15 protein-coding genes are annotated in these 14492 nt (G+C 68.2%); 5 read left to right on the top strand and 10 right to left on the bottom strand.

What is annotated here, in order from left to right; translation table 11 throughout:
- Positions 1-66: 66 nt before the first annotated feature.
- Positions 67-687 carry a rhomboid family intramembrane serine protease gene (locus CSC71_RS00605; protein WP_162372400.1) on the bottom strand — a complete coding sequence of 207 codons (621 nt, stop codon included), beginning with the start codon at positions 685-687 and terminating at the stop codon, positions 67-69.
- Between the two features lie 8 nt (positions 688-695).
- Positions 696-2306, bottom strand: a complete 1611-nt coding sequence (locus CSC71_RS00600) for a POT-type proton-dependent oligopeptide transporter (RefSeq protein WP_162372399.1) — start codon at positions 2304-2306, stop codon at positions 696-698.
- 127 nt (positions 2307-2433) lie between these two features.
- On the opposite strand from CSC71_RS00600, the gene CSC71_RS00595 reads away from it, so the two are divergent.
- Positions 2434-4203, top strand: a complete 1770-nt coding sequence (locus CSC71_RS00595; RefSeq protein WP_162372398.1) for a M14 family metallopeptidase — start codon at positions 2434-2436, stop codon at positions 4201-4203.
- 104 nt (positions 4204-4307) lie between these two features.
- Here the strand turns inward: CSC71_RS00595 and CSC71_RS00590 are convergent, their stop codons facing one another.
- Positions 4308-4925, bottom strand: coding sequence for a YdeI/OmpD-associated family protein (locus CSC71_RS00590; protein ID WP_162372397.1), 618 nt, complete (start codon positions 4923-4925; stop codon positions 4308-4310).
- Between the two features lie 66 nt (positions 4926-4991).
- On the opposite strand from CSC71_RS00590, the gene CSC71_RS00585 reads away from it, so the two are divergent.
- The gene (locus CSC71_RS00585) at positions 4992-5474 is read left to right on the top strand and encodes a guanyl-specific ribonuclease (protein WP_162372396.1); all 483 of its coding nucleotides are present in this window, start codon (positions 4992-4994) and stop codon (positions 5472-5474) included.
- Positions 5471-5914, top strand: a complete 444-nt coding sequence (locus CSC71_RS00580) for a barstar family protein (RefSeq protein ID WP_162372395.1) — start codon at positions 5471-5473, stop codon at positions 5912-5914. The genes CSC71_RS00585 and CSC71_RS00580 overlap by 4 nt, the downstream gene beginning before the upstream one ends.
- Positions 5915-5919: 5 nt before the next feature.
- On the opposite strand, the gene CSC71_RS00575 is transcribed toward CSC71_RS00580, so the two are convergent.
- The 4 genes from CSC71_RS00575 to CSC71_RS00560 form a co-directional block, all read right to left on the bottom strand.
- Positions 5920-6450 carry an adenine phosphoribosyltransferase gene (locus tag CSC71_RS00575; protein ID WP_162372394.1) on the bottom strand — a complete coding sequence of 177 codons (531 nt, stop codon included), beginning with the start codon at positions 6448-6450 and terminating at the stop codon, positions 5920-5922.
- 105 nt (positions 6451-6555) lie between these two features.
- The gene (locus CSC71_RS00570; RefSeq protein ID WP_162372393.1) at positions 6556-6765 is read right to left on the bottom strand and encodes a cold-shock protein; all 210 of its coding nucleotides are present in this window, start codon (positions 6763-6765) and stop codon (positions 6556-6558) included.
- A gap of 269 nt (positions 6766-7034) precedes the next feature.
- On the bottom strand, positions 7035-8021 hold the full coding sequence (locus CSC71_RS00565; RefSeq protein ID WP_162372392.1) for an LLM class flavin-dependent oxidoreductase: 987 nt from the start codon (positions 8019-8021) through the stop codon (positions 7035-7037).
- Between the two features lie 75 nt (positions 8022-8096).
- On the bottom strand, positions 8097-8834 hold the full coding sequence (locus tag CSC71_RS00560; protein ID WP_162372391.1) for a sulfurtransferase: 738 nt from the start codon (positions 8832-8834) through the stop codon (positions 8097-8099).
- An 87-nt stretch (positions 8835-8921) separates the two neighbouring features.
- Between CSC71_RS00560 and CSC71_RS00555 the strand changes: the two genes are divergently transcribed.
- Positions 8922-9353: an FKBP-type peptidyl-prolyl cis-trans isomerase gene (locus tag CSC71_RS00555; RefSeq protein WP_162372390.1), complete on the top strand. Its 432-nt coding sequence runs from the start codon at positions 8922-8924 to the stop codon at positions 9351-9353.
- Between the two features lie 28 nt (positions 9354-9381).
- Here the strand turns inward: CSC71_RS00555 and CSC71_RS00550 are convergent, their stop codons facing one another.
- The gene (locus CSC71_RS00550) at positions 9382-9678 is read right to left on the bottom strand and encodes a hypothetical protein (protein ID WP_162372389.1); all 297 of its coding nucleotides are present in this window, start codon (positions 9676-9678) and stop codon (positions 9382-9384) included.
- Between the two features lie 12 nt (positions 9679-9690).
- On the bottom strand, positions 9691-11292 hold the full coding sequence (locus CSC71_RS00545) for a serine hydrolase (RefSeq protein ID WP_162372388.1): 1602 nt from the start codon (positions 11290-11292) through the stop codon (positions 9691-9693).
- 106 nt (positions 11293-11398) lie between these two features.
- Between CSC71_RS00545 and CSC71_RS00540 the strand changes: the two genes are divergently transcribed.
- On the top strand, positions 11399-12643 hold the full coding sequence (locus CSC71_RS00540; protein ID WP_162372387.1) for a TIGR03862 family flavoprotein: 1245 nt from the start codon (positions 11399-11401) through the stop codon (positions 12641-12643).
- A gap of 6 nt (positions 12644-12649) precedes the next feature.
- Here CSC71_RS00540 and CSC71_RS00535 read toward each other — a convergent pair whose 3' ends face one another.
- Complete coding sequence (locus CSC71_RS00535; protein WP_162372386.1) at positions 12650-14356, bottom strand: M1 family metallopeptidase; 1707 nt, start codon at positions 14354-14356, stop codon at positions 12650-12652.
- Between the last annotated feature and the right edge of the window lie 136 nt (positions 14357-14492).

Here is a 14492-nt window from a genome sequence, read left to right as displayed (position 1 = left end):
GACGCACGGGCGCGCAGGCAAGCTGCCGCCCGCGGGCTCCCGGCATGGCGAGCCCTTTCCGGATCGTCAGCGCGCGAACGAGGGATTCGTCAGCGCATGCAGGAAGTGGCCCAGCACTTCCGGCTTCATGATCAGCATGAACATCACCCCGTAGGCCGCGCCGGCCAGGTGCGCGCTGTGGTTGATGCGGTCGCCGCCCCTGCGGTCCATCCAGATGCTGTAGGCCACGTAGGCGACCGCGTACAGGATCGCCGGCATCGGCACGAAGAACACGAAGATCAGCGCCCACGGTTCCAGCAGGATGAAGGCGAACAGCACCGCCGACACCGCGCCGGATGCGCCGAGGCTCAGGTAGTTCGGGTTCTTCTGGTTCTTCAGGTAGGTCGGCAGGATCGAGACCACCAGCGCCGACAGGTAGAACAGCGGATAGACCAGCATGTTGCCGCCGAACTGCAGCATCCTCGCCTCGATGTAGCGGCCAAAGAAGAACAGCGTGATCATGTTGAACAGCAGGTGGCTGAAATCGGCGTGGATGAAGCCGTAGGTCAGCAAGCGGTCGTACTGCCGGTGCCTGTCGATCGCCGGCGGCCACAGGATCAGCCGGTCGGCCAGCTTGCGGTTGTTGAAGGCCAGCCACGAGACCACGGCGGTGACGGCGATCAGGACGAAGGTGATCGGGGATTGCATCGGGATTCCTAGGCGGTGGCTCGGTAGTTGTCCTGCATCGGGTAGCGACGCGCGTAGCCGGCGAAGGCCAGCGCCGCGACGAAGGCGAAGCCGGCGAAGAAGAACATCAGGAAGGCGTTCTCGCCCAGGCCGCTGGCGGCGATGACGCCCTTCGCCGCCTCGTTGCGGACGCCGGCGTTGGTCAACAGCACCCACAGGTTGCCGAAGGTCACGGACAGGTACCAGAACGCCATGATCACGCCCTTCATCGCCAGCGTCGCCTGGCTGTAGGCGAACTCAAGCGCGGTCGCCGACACCAGCACCTCGCCGAAGGTCAGCAGCACGTACGGCAGCGCCTGCCACGCCAGCGAGGTCGACGCGCCGCCGTCGATGCGCAACTGGATCAGGCCGGCCACGACCCAGGCCAGGCCGGAAATCGCGATGCCCCAGCCCATCTTCTTCAGCGCGGTCGGCTCGAAGCCGATCCTCCGGAGCGCCGGGTACAGCACCAGGTTGTTGAACGGGATCACCAGCATCACCAGCAGCGGGTTCAGCGCCTGCATCTGCGCCGGCTCCCTGACCAGCCAGCTCGGCCACCACCAGGCCTCGTGCGGCACGCGCATCTGGTTGCCCTGCAGGATCCACGTGGAAGCCTTCTGGTCGAACAGCGACCAGAACGGCGTCACCAACGCGAACACGATCAGGATGCGCAGCACCGCGCGCACGCTGTCCACCGCGCTGTCGGCGTGGCGACCGCGCGCGCGTTCCAGCTGCAGCCAGGTACCGATGCCGCCGAACGCGATCAGCGCACCCAGCGCCAGGCAGAAGCTGATCACGAACTCGAACTTCTCCGGCCACCACGCCGGCTCCAGCGCCCAGCACAGCAGGATCGCCAGCGCCAGCAGCGCGCCGCAGCCGGCGACCAGCAATCCCGGCCTTCCCTGCCCTTCGGCCCTCGCGAGCAACGCGGTGCGGGCCACGTTGAAGAACGAATCCGGGTCGGCGCCGCGGGTCGGCGGGACCCGCACGTACCGCCTGCGCCCCAGCCAGAACACGAAGGTGGCGACGAACATCAGGATGCCGGGAATGCCGAACGCCACCGCCGGGCCGTATTCGCGCAGGAAGATCGGCATCAGCAGCGAGGCGAAGAAGCTGCCGAAATTGATGGTCCAGTAGAACGCGTCGAACACGACCTTCGCCAGGTGTTTGTTGTGCTGGTCGAACTGGTCGCCCACGAACGACACCACCAGCGGCTTGATTCCGCCGGAACCGAACGCGATCAGGAACAGGCCGGCATAGAAACCCTGCCGGTTGTCGTCGAACAAGGCCAGGCAGGCGTGGCCGGCGCAGTAGATCAGGCTGAACCACAGCACCGTGTTGTACTTGCCGAAGTAGCGGTCGGACAGCCAGCCGCCGAGCAGCGGGAAGAAGTACACGCCGATGACGAAGCTGTGGAACACGTCCTTGGCGATGCCGGCGCGTTCGGCCTCCGGGGCGTACAGCAGCAGCATCGAAACCAGGAACGGGGTCAGGATGTTGCGCATCCCGTAGAAGCTGAAGCGCTCGCAGGCTTCGTTGCCGATGATGTAGGGAATCTGGCGCGGCAGGCGCGCCGGCGCGGTCCCGGCAGTCGTGCTCATCCTCTGTTCCTGCGGAAAATCTCGGGAAGGGTACCGTATCGGCCAGCGCGAATCGAACCCCGCCGGTCATGGCTGCGCGCGCGCCGCATTGCGGGCATCATGCCGGTTTTCCGCCTCCGGACCCGCCATGCGCCAGACCTTCGGCCGCCTGCCCGCTCTCGCCCTCTGTGCCGCCCTCGCCCTGCCCGCCTCCGCGGCGGACCTGAGTACCCACGCCGAACGCAGCGGCTTCACCGAAACCGGCCGCTACGACGAAGTGATCGCGCTGTGCGACGCATTCCAGCAGGCGTACCCGCAGGCGGTGCGCTGCACCGACTTCGGCACCACGCCGCAGGGCCGGCCGATGAAGGCGCTGGTCGCCTCGACCAGCGGCGCGCTCGACGCCAAGACCGCGCACGAGCGCGGCCTGCCGGTACTGCTGGCGCAGGGCGGCATCCACGCCGGCGAGATCGACGGCAAGGACGCCGGCTTCCTGCTGCTGCGCGAACTGCTGGAAGGCAAGACCGGCGCGGGCGTGCTGGACAAGGTGGTGCTGGTGTTCGTGCCGGTGTTCAACGTCGACGGCCACGAGAACTTCCGCGCCTGGAACCGCCCCAACCAGCGCGGGCCGAAGGAAATGGGCTTCCGCACCACCGCGCAGCGCTACAACCTCAACCGCGACTACGTGAAGGCGGACTCGCCGGAAATGCAGGCGATGCTGGACCTGGTGCAGCGCTGGGACCCGCTGGTCACGCTGGACCTGCACGTGACCGACGGCGCCAAGTTCCGCCACGACATCTCGATCACCGGCGAGCCGACCAATTCCGGCGACGAGGCGCTGCGCGAGGCCGGCCGCGCGCTGAAGGACGGCATCGTCGCGAAACTGGCGACGCAGGGCTCGCTGCCGCTGGGGTTCTACCCCAGCTTCGTGGTCGACGACGACCCGGCCTCCGGTTTCGTCGATGACGTATCGACGCCGCGCTTCTCGCACGGTTATTTCCAGCTGCGCAACCGCATCGGCATCCTGGTGGAGACGCATTCGTGGCGCACCTATCCCGAGCGCGTGCGCGCCACGCACGACACCGTGCTCGACGCGCTGGAACTGACCGCCGCGAACGCGCAGCACTGGCTGGCGCTGGCGCACGCCGCCGACGCGCGCGCCGCGCGACTCGGCGGCCGGCCGGTGGCGCTGGACCACAAGGCCACCGACGCGGTGCGCACGGTCGATTTCCTCAGCTACGAATACACGCGATCGCCGTCGGAGATTTCCGGCGCGACCATGACCCGCTACGACGAAAGCAAGCCGCAGGTCTGGAAATTGCCGCTGCGCGACACCATCGTGCCGGACACCGTGGTCGTCGCGCCGAAGGGCGGCTATTTCGTTCCGCCGGAATACGCCGCCATGGTGGCGCGCTGGCTGCTGCAGCACGGCATCGACTACCGCGTGCTGGCCAATTCGACCAGCCACGTGAAGGTGCAGGCCTTCGTCGCCGACAAGGTCGAATTCGCCGCGAACTCGGTCGAAGGCCACCAGCGCGCGACTGTCCGCGGCGCCTGGCAGGACGACACCGTCGGGATCGCGGCCGGCACCCTGTACGTTCCGATCGCGCAGGCCAAATCGCGCCTGCTGGTCAACCTGCTGGAGCCGCAGGCGCCGGACTCGATGGCGGCATGGGGCGAATTCAACAACGCCTTCGAGCGCAAGGAATACATGGAAGCCTACGTGGCCGAGGAACAGGCGCGGCTGATGCTGGCGCGTGATCCGAAGCTGAAGGCGGAATTCGAGAAGAAGCTGAAGGACGACCCGGCCTTCGCCAAGGACCCGCAGGCGCGGCTGGAGTTCTTCTATCGCCGGCATCCGGCCTGGGACACGGGCTACAACCGCTACCCGGTGCTGCGCACGGACACCGTCTATTGATCTTGTAGGAGCGACGTAAGCCGCGACCGCCATGTCCAGATGTCTGCGGATGTTTTCGTAGGCCCGGAAAGTACGCGGTCGCGGCTTACGCCGCTCCTGCACAGTCAGCAGCCCTCGTACTTCCAGTTGCGCCGCTTGCCTTCGGCCATCCACTCGACGGCCTGCGCCAACCGCCGGGCCCGCGTTTCCTCGCGCTTGGCCTCGGTGATCCATTCGACGTATTCGCGCTTGCAGCTCGGCGGGAAGGCATCGAAGGTCGCCTGCGCGGCCCCGTTCTTCTTCAGCGCCGCGAGCAGGTCGGCCGGCGCTTGCGGCGGCGGTTTCGGCGCGGCCTTGCGCGCGGCCGGCGATTTCACGCCCTGCTCGTTCAGCGCCATCGCCTTTTTGAAATGCGCCAGCAGCGTCTTTTCCGGCGGCAGGTCCCCGAGCGACGCCATCTTGCCGTAGCTGCCCATTCCTTCTCGTTCGCTGCCTGCGCCCACGACCAACGCGTGCTTCCAGAATCCGAACGCGACGTGCTGCTTGAACGCGGCCATGTTGCACAGCGGCGCGCCGGCGTACACGAAAAACGGCATGCCCCACTTGATCGTTTCCACGGCCTGCGGGCAGGCCTCGTGCACCAGCGCGCGCAGGTGGGCCAGGATCGGCCGGGCGAACTCGGCGCTTTTCGCGATGTAGGCATCGATGCGCGGGTCGTGGCTCGGGGCGTTCTTCGCGGGCATGGCGTTCATCCGCAGGGACCGCGGATACTTTACCCTTGCGTCGTCACCCGCGCGAAGGAATCGCCGATGCGCAAATCCACGATCCTGGCCCTGGCCTGCGTCCTGCTCGCCGCGTGGTGGTGGTTGCGTTCCACACCGCAGCAGCAGGCCGCGCACGACGCGCCGGCGACCGTTGCCGTTCCCGCTTCCATGCCGGCGCCCGAGCCGTTGCCGCGCGAAATGCCCGCGCAATCCGGAGCCGGTTCCGCGGGCGCGGCCCTGCCCGCCTTCCTGCCGCCGGAAGCGCGCGCGACGCTGCGCCTGATCGCGCGCGGCGGCCCGTTCCCGCATCGCCAGGACGGTACGGTGTTCGGCAACCGCGAAGGCCGCCTGCCCAGGCAGGCGCGCGGGTACTACCACGAATACACGGTCGAGACGCCCGGCCTGGACCACCGCGGCGCGCGGCGCATCGTCACCGGCGGCACTCCGCCCCGCGAGTACTGGTACACCGACGACCATTACGAATCCTTCCGCCGCTTCGAGTACGCGCTCGACGGGAGCAGCCCATGACCGATTCCGGCTTCGACCTCGGCCTGGAAGACCCGGCGCGCGCCGGCGTGTTCTTCGTCGGCGGCGACGACATCGCCACCCTGGCCGCCGCCGCGCAGGACGCCGGCCTGCTGGCGCGGCGCATCGACCTGCTCGGCTGCACCGACAAGCGCGCGCTGCTGTTGCGCGTGGCGCTGGCGCTGGACTTCCCGGCGACCAGCGGCCACAACTGGGACGCGCTGTCCGACAGCCTGCGCGACCTGTCGTGGCTGCCGGCGAAGGGCTACGTGCTGCTGTTCGAAGGCGCCGGCGGGATGCGCAGCGCCGACGAGGGCGATTTCGACATGCTGCTGTCGATCCTCGACGAAGCCAGCGCCGACTGGACCGGGCGCGACGTGCCGTTCTGGGCCTTCCTGGCGCTGCGCGACGAGGATTTCGACGAACTCGAATCCGCCGCGTAGCGGGCTCAGAACTTCAGTACGCTCTCCAGCGGCACTTCGCGCGGCCAGCGCGTACGGGCGCCGAGCGCGGACAGTTCGATCAGCACCGCGGCGCCGGCCACGCGCGCGCCCAGTCGCCGCGCCAGCGCCAGCGTCGCCAGCAGCGTGCCGCCGGTGGCCAGCACGTCGTCGACCAGCAGCACGCGTTCGCCGGGCCGCACCGCATCGGCGTGGACGTGCAGGCAATCGGTGCCGTATTCGAGCTGGTATTCCTGCTTCAGCGTGGCCGCCGGCAGCTTGCCCGGCTTGCGCACCGGCACGAAGCCAACGCCGAGCTCGGCGGCCAGCGCCGCGCCGAGGATGAAGCCGCGCGATTCGATGCCCACCACCGCTTCCAGTTCGGTGCCGCGCCACGGCTGCGCCAGCGCCCGCAACGTCGCGCGGAAGCCGTCGGGATTGGCCAGCAGCGGGGTGATGTCCTTGAACGCGATGCCCGGCTTCGGGAAGTCGGGCACGTCGCGGATCAGGTGCTGCCAGTCGGCAAGGGTTCCGGTCATCGTCGCGGCGCCATCGGGGTCCGCCGCATCTTACGGCCGACCCCGGCCAATAAAAAAACGCCGGGACAAGCCCGGCGTTCTTCGGTTCGACTGGTTGGGTCGAAATTACAGCGGCTGCACCTGGTCGGCCTGCATGCCCTTCTGGCCCTGCACGGCGACGAAGGAGACCTGCTGGCCTTCCTTCAGCGTCTTGAAGCCGTTGCCCTGGATCGAGCGGAAGTGCACGAACAGGTCGGGGCCATTGGCCGGGGTGATGAAGCCAAAACCCTTGGCATCGTTGAACCACTTGACGGTACCGGTCTGACGATCGGACATCTTTGCATTACTCCTGAAACGGATGGAAAAAGATCGCGGCCGCGGGACCTCCGGGCCGAGACTGGGGTTTGCAGGCGAGGTAAAGCGGAAAGATGAAGCCGATCGTTGGATCTACCGCATCAGGCCCACGATGAACCGTGACCCTGGCAAAACACAGTGCCGCGCACGATACGCAGGTTTCGGACAAAAAGCTAACGCTTTCTGCGATTTTCGTTCAGCTTCGGCGGAAGCCCCGCCGGAAGCGGCCTGTAACCGCTTCCGGGGGGCGGCTACGGCCCCCGGAGGGCCTGGGCGGCGATCTCGAACGAGCGCAGCCGCAGCCGATGGTCGTAGATGTTGGCCACCAGCATCAATTCGTCCGGCTGGTGGCGCTCGATGAAGGCGGCGATGCTCCGTTCCACCGTCTCCGGCCCGCCGACCACGCTGCACGCCAGCGCCTGTTCGACGCCGACCTTCTCGTGCGGCTGCCAGTAGCTTTCGATGTCGTCGATCGGCGGCGGGATCAGCCCCGGCCGGCCGCGGCGCAGGTTGACGAAGGCCTGCTGCGCGGTGGTGAACAGCCGCTTCGCTTCGGCATCGGTTTCGGCGGCGATCACGTTCAGGCCCAGCATCGCATGCGGCCGCTCGCGATGCTTCGACGGGCGGAACTGGCGGCGATAGACCTGCAAGGCCTGGTCCATCGCGTCGGGGGCGAAGTGCGACGCGAACGCGTACGGCAGGCCCAGCGCCGCGGCGAGTTGCGCGCCGAACAGGCTGGAGCCGAGGATCCACACCGGCACGTCGAGTCCGGCGCCGGGCACCGCGCGCACCGGCTGCCCCGGCTGCGCCGGTTCGAAGTAGTGCAGCAGTTCCTGCACGTCTCGCGGGAATTCGTCGGCGCCCTCGAAGTAGCGGCGCAACGCCCGCGCGGTGGCCTGGTCGGTGCCGGGCGCGCGACCGAGGCCCAGGTCGATGCGCCCCGGATACAGCGAAGCCAGCGTGCCGAACTGTTCGGCCACCTGCAGCGGCGAGTGGTTCGGCAGCATCACCCCGCCGGCACCGACGCGGATGCGCTGCGTGCCGCCGGCGACGTGGCCGATCAGCACCGCGGTCGCGGCGCTGGCGATGCCCGGCATGTTGTGGTGCTCGGCCAGCCAGAAGCGGGTGTAGCCCAGCTTTTCGGCGTGCCGGGCGAGGTCGAGCGAGTTGCGGAAGGCCTGCGCCGCGTCGCTGCCTTCGCAGACCGGGGCGAGGTCGAGGATCGAATACGGGATCATGCGCAAGTGATAAAGCCGGCGCCGGCGCATTTCCAGCCGCTCGCGGCGGAATTCAGCATCCCGCCGCCGCGGGAATCACGCATCGACCATCGGCGCGAGCCCCGGATCCAGCGCCACGCGCCCGTCGAACACGAAGCAGCGGCCCTCGTAGCCGTAGCCGCCGACCCGTTCAAAATAGCCGAGGATGCCGCCGTCGAGCTGCAGCACGTTGTCCATGCCGGCTTCGTTGCGCATCCACAGCGCGGCCTTCTCGCAGCGGATGCCGCCGGTGCAGAAGCTGACCACGGTCGCATCGGCCCATCCGGACTTGCGCGCCTCCACTTCCGCCGGCAGGTCGGTGAACTTCGCGATCGGCAGGATCTCCGCGTTGGCGAAGCTGCCGTATTCGGCTTCCTGCACGTTGCGCGTGTCCAGCATCACCACGCGCCTGCCGGCGTCGTCGTGGCCCTGCTCCAGCCAGCGCTGCAACGTGCGGGGCGCGACGACGGGTGCGCGGCCGGCCAGCGGCGACGAACCTTCGCGACGGAAGCTGATGATCTCCGGCTTGACCTTGACCTTCAGCCGCGCGAACGGCACGGATTCGCTCCGGCTTTCCTTGACGACGATGCCGGCGAAACGCGGATCGGCGCGCAATTCGTCGACGAAGCCGCGGATTGCCGCCTCGCCGCCAGCCAGGAACAGGTTCACGCCCTCGCCCGCGACCAGGATCGTGCCGCGCAGTTCCAGCGCCTGCGCACGGGCGCGCAAGGCGGCGGCGAACGCATCGGGATCATCGATCGATGCGAAGTGGTAGGCGGCGATATTCAGGATCATCCGCGCATTTTACCCGGCCCCGCCGCCCCTGCCCGGCCCCGCGCGCGTGCGCTACCCTGTCGCACCCCGACCGAACCGAGGATCCGCATGCGACTTCCGTCCTGGCTGCTGACCACCGCCCTGCTGTTGTCCGCCTGCGCGCCCGCGCCGGCACCCTACACCGGCGGCGACGTGGCCGAACTGCAGCGCGTCGATACCGTCGTGGGTACCGGCGCGGAAGCCGTTTCGGGGCACAAAGTGACCGTGCACTACACCGGCTGGCTGTACGAGCAGACCGCGGCGGACAAGCATGGCCTGAAGTTCGACAGCTCCCGCGACCGCAACCAGCCGTTCACCTTCGCGCTCGGCGCCGGCCAGGTCATTCCCGGCTGGGACGAAGGCGTGGCCGGCATGCGCGTCGGCGGCAAGCGCACCCTGCTGATCCCGGCCCGGGATGGTTACGGCAGCGAAGGCGCCGGCGGGGTGATCCCGCCGCACGCTTCGCTGGTGTTCGACGTGGAACTGCTCGGCGTCGAGTGACCATCGACAGCTTGAATGATGCTAGGGCTCAGTCCGCAGCAATTACGCGCTTGCTTGAAACCTTGCCCTTGCTGAACTCTATGACGCAAGCATAGCGCCATGCTGGCGAGACTTGGTTGAATACCAAAACTCTGCTGCTTGAGTTGTTGCTCGGCAAAAAATGACGGCCCTCCTGCTTGGCTCGGCGAATGATGGACTGCTCAGTGTCTGTTGAGGAGACGCCTGAGCAGAATCGGTCAGCCGGGTAGCGCTTGTAAAAGTTAAAAACGTAGCCAATGACAAACAGGAGAACGACTCCCGAAAGTGTCTTTGCGAGAGTCTTCATCTGAGCCCGCCGTCACTTGGTCGCCGTAGTCTCGACCCGACGCAAGTCCAGGTCCTGGAAATCGAAGCTGAAATCGGTCAGCGGCGATACCGCCTTCATCGTCGCCCCGACGATCTTGCCGTCCTCGTCCAGGTCGAAATCGACGAAGGCGTCGGCGTTGAGCCAGCGCTGGTGCCAGCGCACGATGAAGGTGTCGTGCTGCCAGTGCTCCAGCGTGCCGACCAGGTCGGCCGTGCGCGAGAAGCGCATCACCGGCTTGCCCTGCTCCATCGCCACGACCACGTCGCCGTACCACGGGTCGCGGTAGGTGCCGGCGTAGGTGGACAGCGGCAGCGACGGCTTCGATTTCGCGTTGCGCGCGGCCAGGTGCTTCTGCCAGCTCTCGTCGGCCTTGCCCCGCGATTTCGCCAGGGCCGCGGCGTAGGCCGCGGTCCAGTCGGTCTGCGGCAAGCCCAGGCCGTCGTCCAGCGCGCGCATCGTCACCGCGTTGTAGGCGGCGCCGACTTCCTGGTTGGTCAGCACGATCACACCCAGCTTGAGTTCCGGCACCAGGGTGATGCGCGACACCATGCCCGGCCAGCCGCCGGTGTGCCAGACCAGCTTGTGGCCGCGGTAATCGGTCAGGTTCCAGCCCTCGCCGTAGCCGGCGAAATTCGGCATCGCCGCGGCCAGCTCCGGCACCGCCGGCTTCGGCACCGGGATCGGGGTCAGCACGCTCCACATCTCGCGCTGGCGCTGCTCGCTGAACAAGCGCTTCGCATCGTCGCCCTCGCCGGAAATCACCCCGCCGTCGAGTTGCGCGCGCACCCACTTGCTCAGGTCGTTGACGCTGGAATACAGGCCGCCGGCGCCGGCCACGTTCGACCAGGTCATGCGCGGCGCGGGCTGCAGCTTGCTGAAGTCCGCCTTCGCATAGCCGGTGGCCACGTCGTCGCCGGGCTGCAGGCGGTCGCTGTTGTAGCGGGTGTGCTCCATGCCCAGCGGCGCGAAGATGCGCGTGCGCAGGAACTGTTCGTACGGCATGCCGCTGGCCGCTTCGACCACCAGCTGGGCCACGCCGAACAGGATGTTGTCGTAGGCGTACCGTTCGCGGAAACCGCCCTTCAACGGCACGTGGCGCAGGCGTTCGGCGACCTCGCGGTTGTTGTAGGTCGTGGTCGGCCAGTACAGCAGGTCGCCCGCGCCCAGGCTCAAACCGCTGCGGTGCGCCAGCAGGTCGCGGATGCGCATCTCGCGGGTCACGTACGGGTCGGACATCTGGAACCACGGCAGGTGGTCGATGACCCGATCGTCCATCTTCAGCTTGCCCTCGTCGGCCAGCATCGACAACGAAGCCGCGGTGAAGGCCTTGGTGTTGGACGCGATGGCGAACAGGGTGTCGGCGCCGACCGGCTGTCCGCTTTCCACGTCGCGCACGCCGTAGCCCTTGGCCAGCACCACCTCGCCGTCCTTGACGACGGCCACGGCGATGCCCGGCACGTCGAAGGTCTTGCGCACGTTGTCGACGTAGGCATCGAAATCGGCCGGCGCCCGGTCGTCGGCTGCCAGCGCGGGCCATGGCGTCGCCGCGATGATGGCCGCGAAAACCGTGGTCAGCAGTCTGTGTCCCCGCATGGCATTCCCCCCAAAAAGGATCCGGACCGCGACGATAACCCATCGCCGCGGCCCGCCCCCGTGCCGACGGTCATTGCCCGCGTCGATTGCCGCATAGAATCTGCCGATGGATTCCCCCACCCCGCAACGCAAGCGCCTGGCCGTCATCGGCGGCGGCCCGGCCGGCCTGATGGCGGCCGAGGTCGCGCGCGCGGCGGGCATCGAGGTCGATGTCTACGACGCCAAGGGTTCGGTCGGGCGCAAGTTCCTGATCGCCGGCAAGGGTGGCCTGAACCTGACCCATTCCGAGCCGCGCCCCGCGTTCGACGGGCGCTACCGCGAGCGCGCCGGCGAAGTCGGCCGCTGGCTCGACGCCTTCGATGCCGATGCCCTGCGCGAATGGGCGCGCGGACTGGGCGTGGAAACCTTCGTCGGCAGTTCCGGCCGCGTATTCCCGAGCGACCTCAAGGCCGCGCCGCTGCTGCGCGGCTGGGTGCGCCGGCTGCGCGACGCCGGCGTGCGCTTTCATGTGCACCACCGCTGGCTGGGCTGGGACGCAACCGGGGCGCTGCGATTCGCGACGGCGCAAGGCGAGATCGCGGCAACCGCCGATGCGACCGTGCTCGCGCTCGGCGGCGGCAGTTGGCCGGAACTCGGATCGGACGGCGCATGGCAGGCGACGCTGTCCGCTGCCGGCATCGCGGTCGCGCCGCTGAAACCGGCCAACTGCGGCTTCGACGTGGCCTGGAGCGGATTCTTCCGCGACAAGTTCGCCGGTGCGCCGCTGAAACCCGTCGTCGCACACTGGCGGGATGCGCGCGGGCAAGGACATTCGTTGCAGGGCGAATGCGTGGCCAGCGCCTACGGCATCGAGGGCAGCCTGGTCTACGCATTGGCGGCGGAACTGCGCGACGCGATCGAACGCGACGGCTCGGCGGCGCTGCAACTCGACCTGGCCCCCGGCCGCGACCTCGCGCGGCTGCAACGCGACCTGGGGAAACCGCGCAACGGCCGCAGCCTCGGCGAACACCTGCGTCGGCAGGCCGGACTCGACGGCGTCAGGGTCGCCCTGCTCCACGAAGCGCTGGACAAGGCGCAAACGGGCGACGCGCTGCTGCTCGCGCGGACGATCAAGCGCCTGCCGCTGCGGCTGCTGCGCCCGCGCCCGATCGCCGAAGCGATCAGCAGCGCCGGCGGGGTGAAGCTGGAAGCGCTGGACGCGGACCTGATGCTGCGAACGAGGCCCGGCACGTTCTGCGCCGGCGAGATGCTCGACTGCGAAGCGCCGACCGGCGGCTACCTGCTGACCGCGTGCTTCGCCAGCGGCTTCGTCGCCGGCCACGGCGTCGTGCGCCGACTGCAGGGCGCGTAACCGCGGCTATTTCTTCGCGGCCTGCGCACGTTCCGCGGCGTCCTTCTGGAACGCCTCGATTTCCGGCGCGTCGCGCAGCACCTTCGAATGCGGATCCAGCGTCCAGCTTTCGCCGTCGGCGATTTCGACATCGCCGCGGCCATCGGCCATCGACAGGTCGACGACGCGGTCGCCGACGCGGACCTGGACCGGCATCGGGAACGGCTTGTCGCCCTCGGTTTTCCAGCGCAACGACAGCTTGCCGCCTTCGCGCGCCGCCAGCAGTTGCGGCAACGCGGTCGAACGCAGGTAGACGTTGAAGAACCAGCCGTAATCCTTGCCGGTCTGCGCATTCACCGCGTCGACGAAATCCTTCGTCTCTCCGTAACGCGGCATGAAATTGCCCGGGCGCGGATCGGTCCGACCGTAAACCAGCTTGCGCGTCGCCTCGAAGAAGGCCTCGTCGCCGATCAGTCCGCGCAGCGTATGCAGGACCAGCGAGCCCTTGTAGTACAGGTCCAGCGCCGGGCCCTTGTCGGCGTCGTAGACGTCGCTGGCGTTGTAACTGTGGCCCGACACCACCGGGAAGCGGTTCTTGACCAGCGCGCGCTGCTTCATCAGTTCGGCCATGTAGGCCATGTCGCCGCGCGACCATTGCAGGTACAACGGCTGCATGTAGGTGCCGAAGCCCTCGTGCAGCCACATGTCGTTCCAGTCGGCGTTGGTCAGCTGGTTGCCGAACCATTCGTGGGCGAATTCGTGGTGCAGCAGCCAGTCGTAGCCGTAGGCGTCCTTCTTGTAGCCGTTGCCGTAGGCGTTGATGGTCTGGTGCTCCATGCCCAGGTGCGGGGTCTCGACCACGCCCATCTTCTCGTCGCCGAACGGATACGGGCCGATCTTCTCCTCGTAGAAGTCGAGGAACAGCGGGAACTGCGCGAACAGCTCCTTCGCCTTCGCCGCGTTGCCCTTCAGGTACCAGAAGCGCAGCGGGATCGTGTTGCCGTAGCGGCTGCGGTAGTCGGCCTGCAGCAGTTCGTACGGGCCGACGTTCAGCGCGACCGCATAGGTATCCGGCTGCTTCGCGCGCCAGTGGTAGGTGCGCCAGCCGTCCTTCTCGTCGACGCCGAGCAGCACGCCGTTGCCGGCGGCGACCAGCGGTGCGGGCACGCTGACGTGCTGCTCGACGATGCCCGGCTCGCCGAACGGCTGGTCGATGCACGGCCAGAACAGGTCGCAGCCCTCGCCTTCGACGGCGGTGGCGATCCACGGCTCGCCGGTCGGCGCGGTGGTCCAGACGATGCCCCCGTCCCATGGCGCGCGCTGCGCGCGGTGCGGGCTGCCGGCGTAGACGATGCGCAGCACGGTGCGTGCGCCGGCTTCGAGCGGATGCGGCAGGTCGACGGCCAGGCGGCCGTCGGGATTGCGCCAGTGGTTCGCGGCCACCGGCTGGCCGTCGACCTCGACCGCGGAAATGCCGAAGTTGTTGTCGAGGTCGACGACCAGTCGCTGCAGCCGCCGCTTGGCGACGAAGGTCAGCCGCGCATCGCCTTCCAGCCGCCTGCTTTCCGGGATCAGCTTGAACGCCAGTTCCGCCTTGTCGAAGGCGACCGCCTTCTGTTCCGGCGCCGCCGGCCCGCCGGACGACAGCGTCTGCGCGCTCAGCGGCGGCTGTTCGTCGGCGGCATGGGCGGAAGCAACGGCGGCGAACAGCAGGACGGCGGGCAAGCGGCGCATGGATCCCTCGCGGGTCGGGCGAAAGGCATCCAGCATGCCACGGCGCAATCGCTGCGCGCCTGCCTGAAGTCATGCAAGCGGGGCGGCGGAACCGCCATGTGTTCCGCCGGGCGCCGGGGAAAGTGGTCGTCCGCAA

Origin of the sequence: Pseudoxanthomonas sangjuensis (assembly GCF_010211755.1) — a bacterium.
Classification (GTDB): Bacteria; Pseudomonadota; Gammaproteobacteria; order Xanthomonadales; family Xanthomonadaceae; genus Pseudoxanthomonas_A; species Pseudoxanthomonas_A sangjuensis.
Note: the sequence above shows the minus strand (reverse complement) of the source record. Positions and strands in the feature narration are given on the sequence as shown.

Excerpts from the sequence above, each read along its gene's own strand:
- CSC71_RS00575 (WP_162372394.1), bottom strand. The coding sequence starts at position 6,450 with ATGACCGGAACCCTTGCCGACTGGCAGCACCTGATCCGCGACGTGCCC.
- CSC71_RS00595 (WP_162372398.1), top strand. The coding sequence starts at position 2,434 with ATGCGCCAGACCTTCGGCCGCCTGCCCGCTCTCGCCCTCTGTGCCGCC.
- CSC71_RS00600 (WP_162372399.1), bottom strand. The coding sequence starts at position 2,306 with ATGAGCACGACTGCCGGGACCGCGCCGGCGCGCCTGCCGCGCCAGATT.
- CSC71_RS00580 (WP_162372395.1), top strand. The coding sequence starts at position 5,471 with ATGACCGATTCCGGCTTCGACCTCGGCCTGGAAGACCCGGCGCGCGCC.
- CSC71_RS00545 (WP_162372388.1), bottom strand. The coding sequence starts at position 11,292 with ATGCGGGGACACAGACTGCTGACCACGGTTTTCGCGGCCATCATCGCG.
- CSC71_RS00535 (WP_162372386.1), bottom strand. The coding sequence starts at position 14,356 with ATGCGCCGCTTGCCCGCCGTCCTGCTGTTCGCCGCCGTTGCTTCCGCC.
- CSC71_RS00605 (WP_162372400.1), bottom strand. The coding sequence starts at position 687 with ATGCAATCCCCGATCACCTTCGTCCTGATCGCCGTCACCGCCGTGGTC.
- CSC71_RS00560 (WP_162372391.1), bottom strand. The coding sequence starts at position 8,834 with ATGATCCTGAATATCGCCGCCTACCACTTCGCATCGATCGATGATCCC.
- CSC71_RS00550 (WP_162372389.1), bottom strand. The coding sequence starts at position 9,678 with ATGAAGACTCTCGCAAAGACACTTTCGGGAGTCGTTCTCCTGTTTGTC.
- CSC71_RS00555 (WP_162372390.1), top strand. The coding sequence starts at position 8,922 with ATGCGACTTCCGTCCTGGCTGCTGACCACCGCCCTGCTGTTGTCCGCC.
- CSC71_RS00585 (WP_162372396.1), top strand. The coding sequence starts at position 4,992 with ATGCGCAAATCCACGATCCTGGCCCTGGCCTGCGTCCTGCTCGCCGCG.
- CSC71_RS00590 (WP_162372397.1), bottom strand. The coding sequence starts at position 4,925 with ATGCCCGCGAAGAACGCCCCGAGCCACGACCCGCGCATCGATGCCTAC.
- CSC71_RS00540 (WP_162372387.1), top strand. The coding sequence starts at position 11,399 with ATGGATTCCCCCACCCCGCAACGCAAGCGCCTGGCCGTCATCGGCGGC.
- CSC71_RS00565 (WP_162372392.1), bottom strand. The coding sequence starts at position 8,021 with ATGATCCCGTATTCGATCCTCGACCTCGCCCCGGTCTGCGAAGGCAGC.
- CSC71_RS00570 (WP_162372393.1), bottom strand. The coding sequence starts at position 6,765 with ATGTCCGATCGTCAGACCGGTACCGTCAAGTGGTTCAACGATGCCAAG.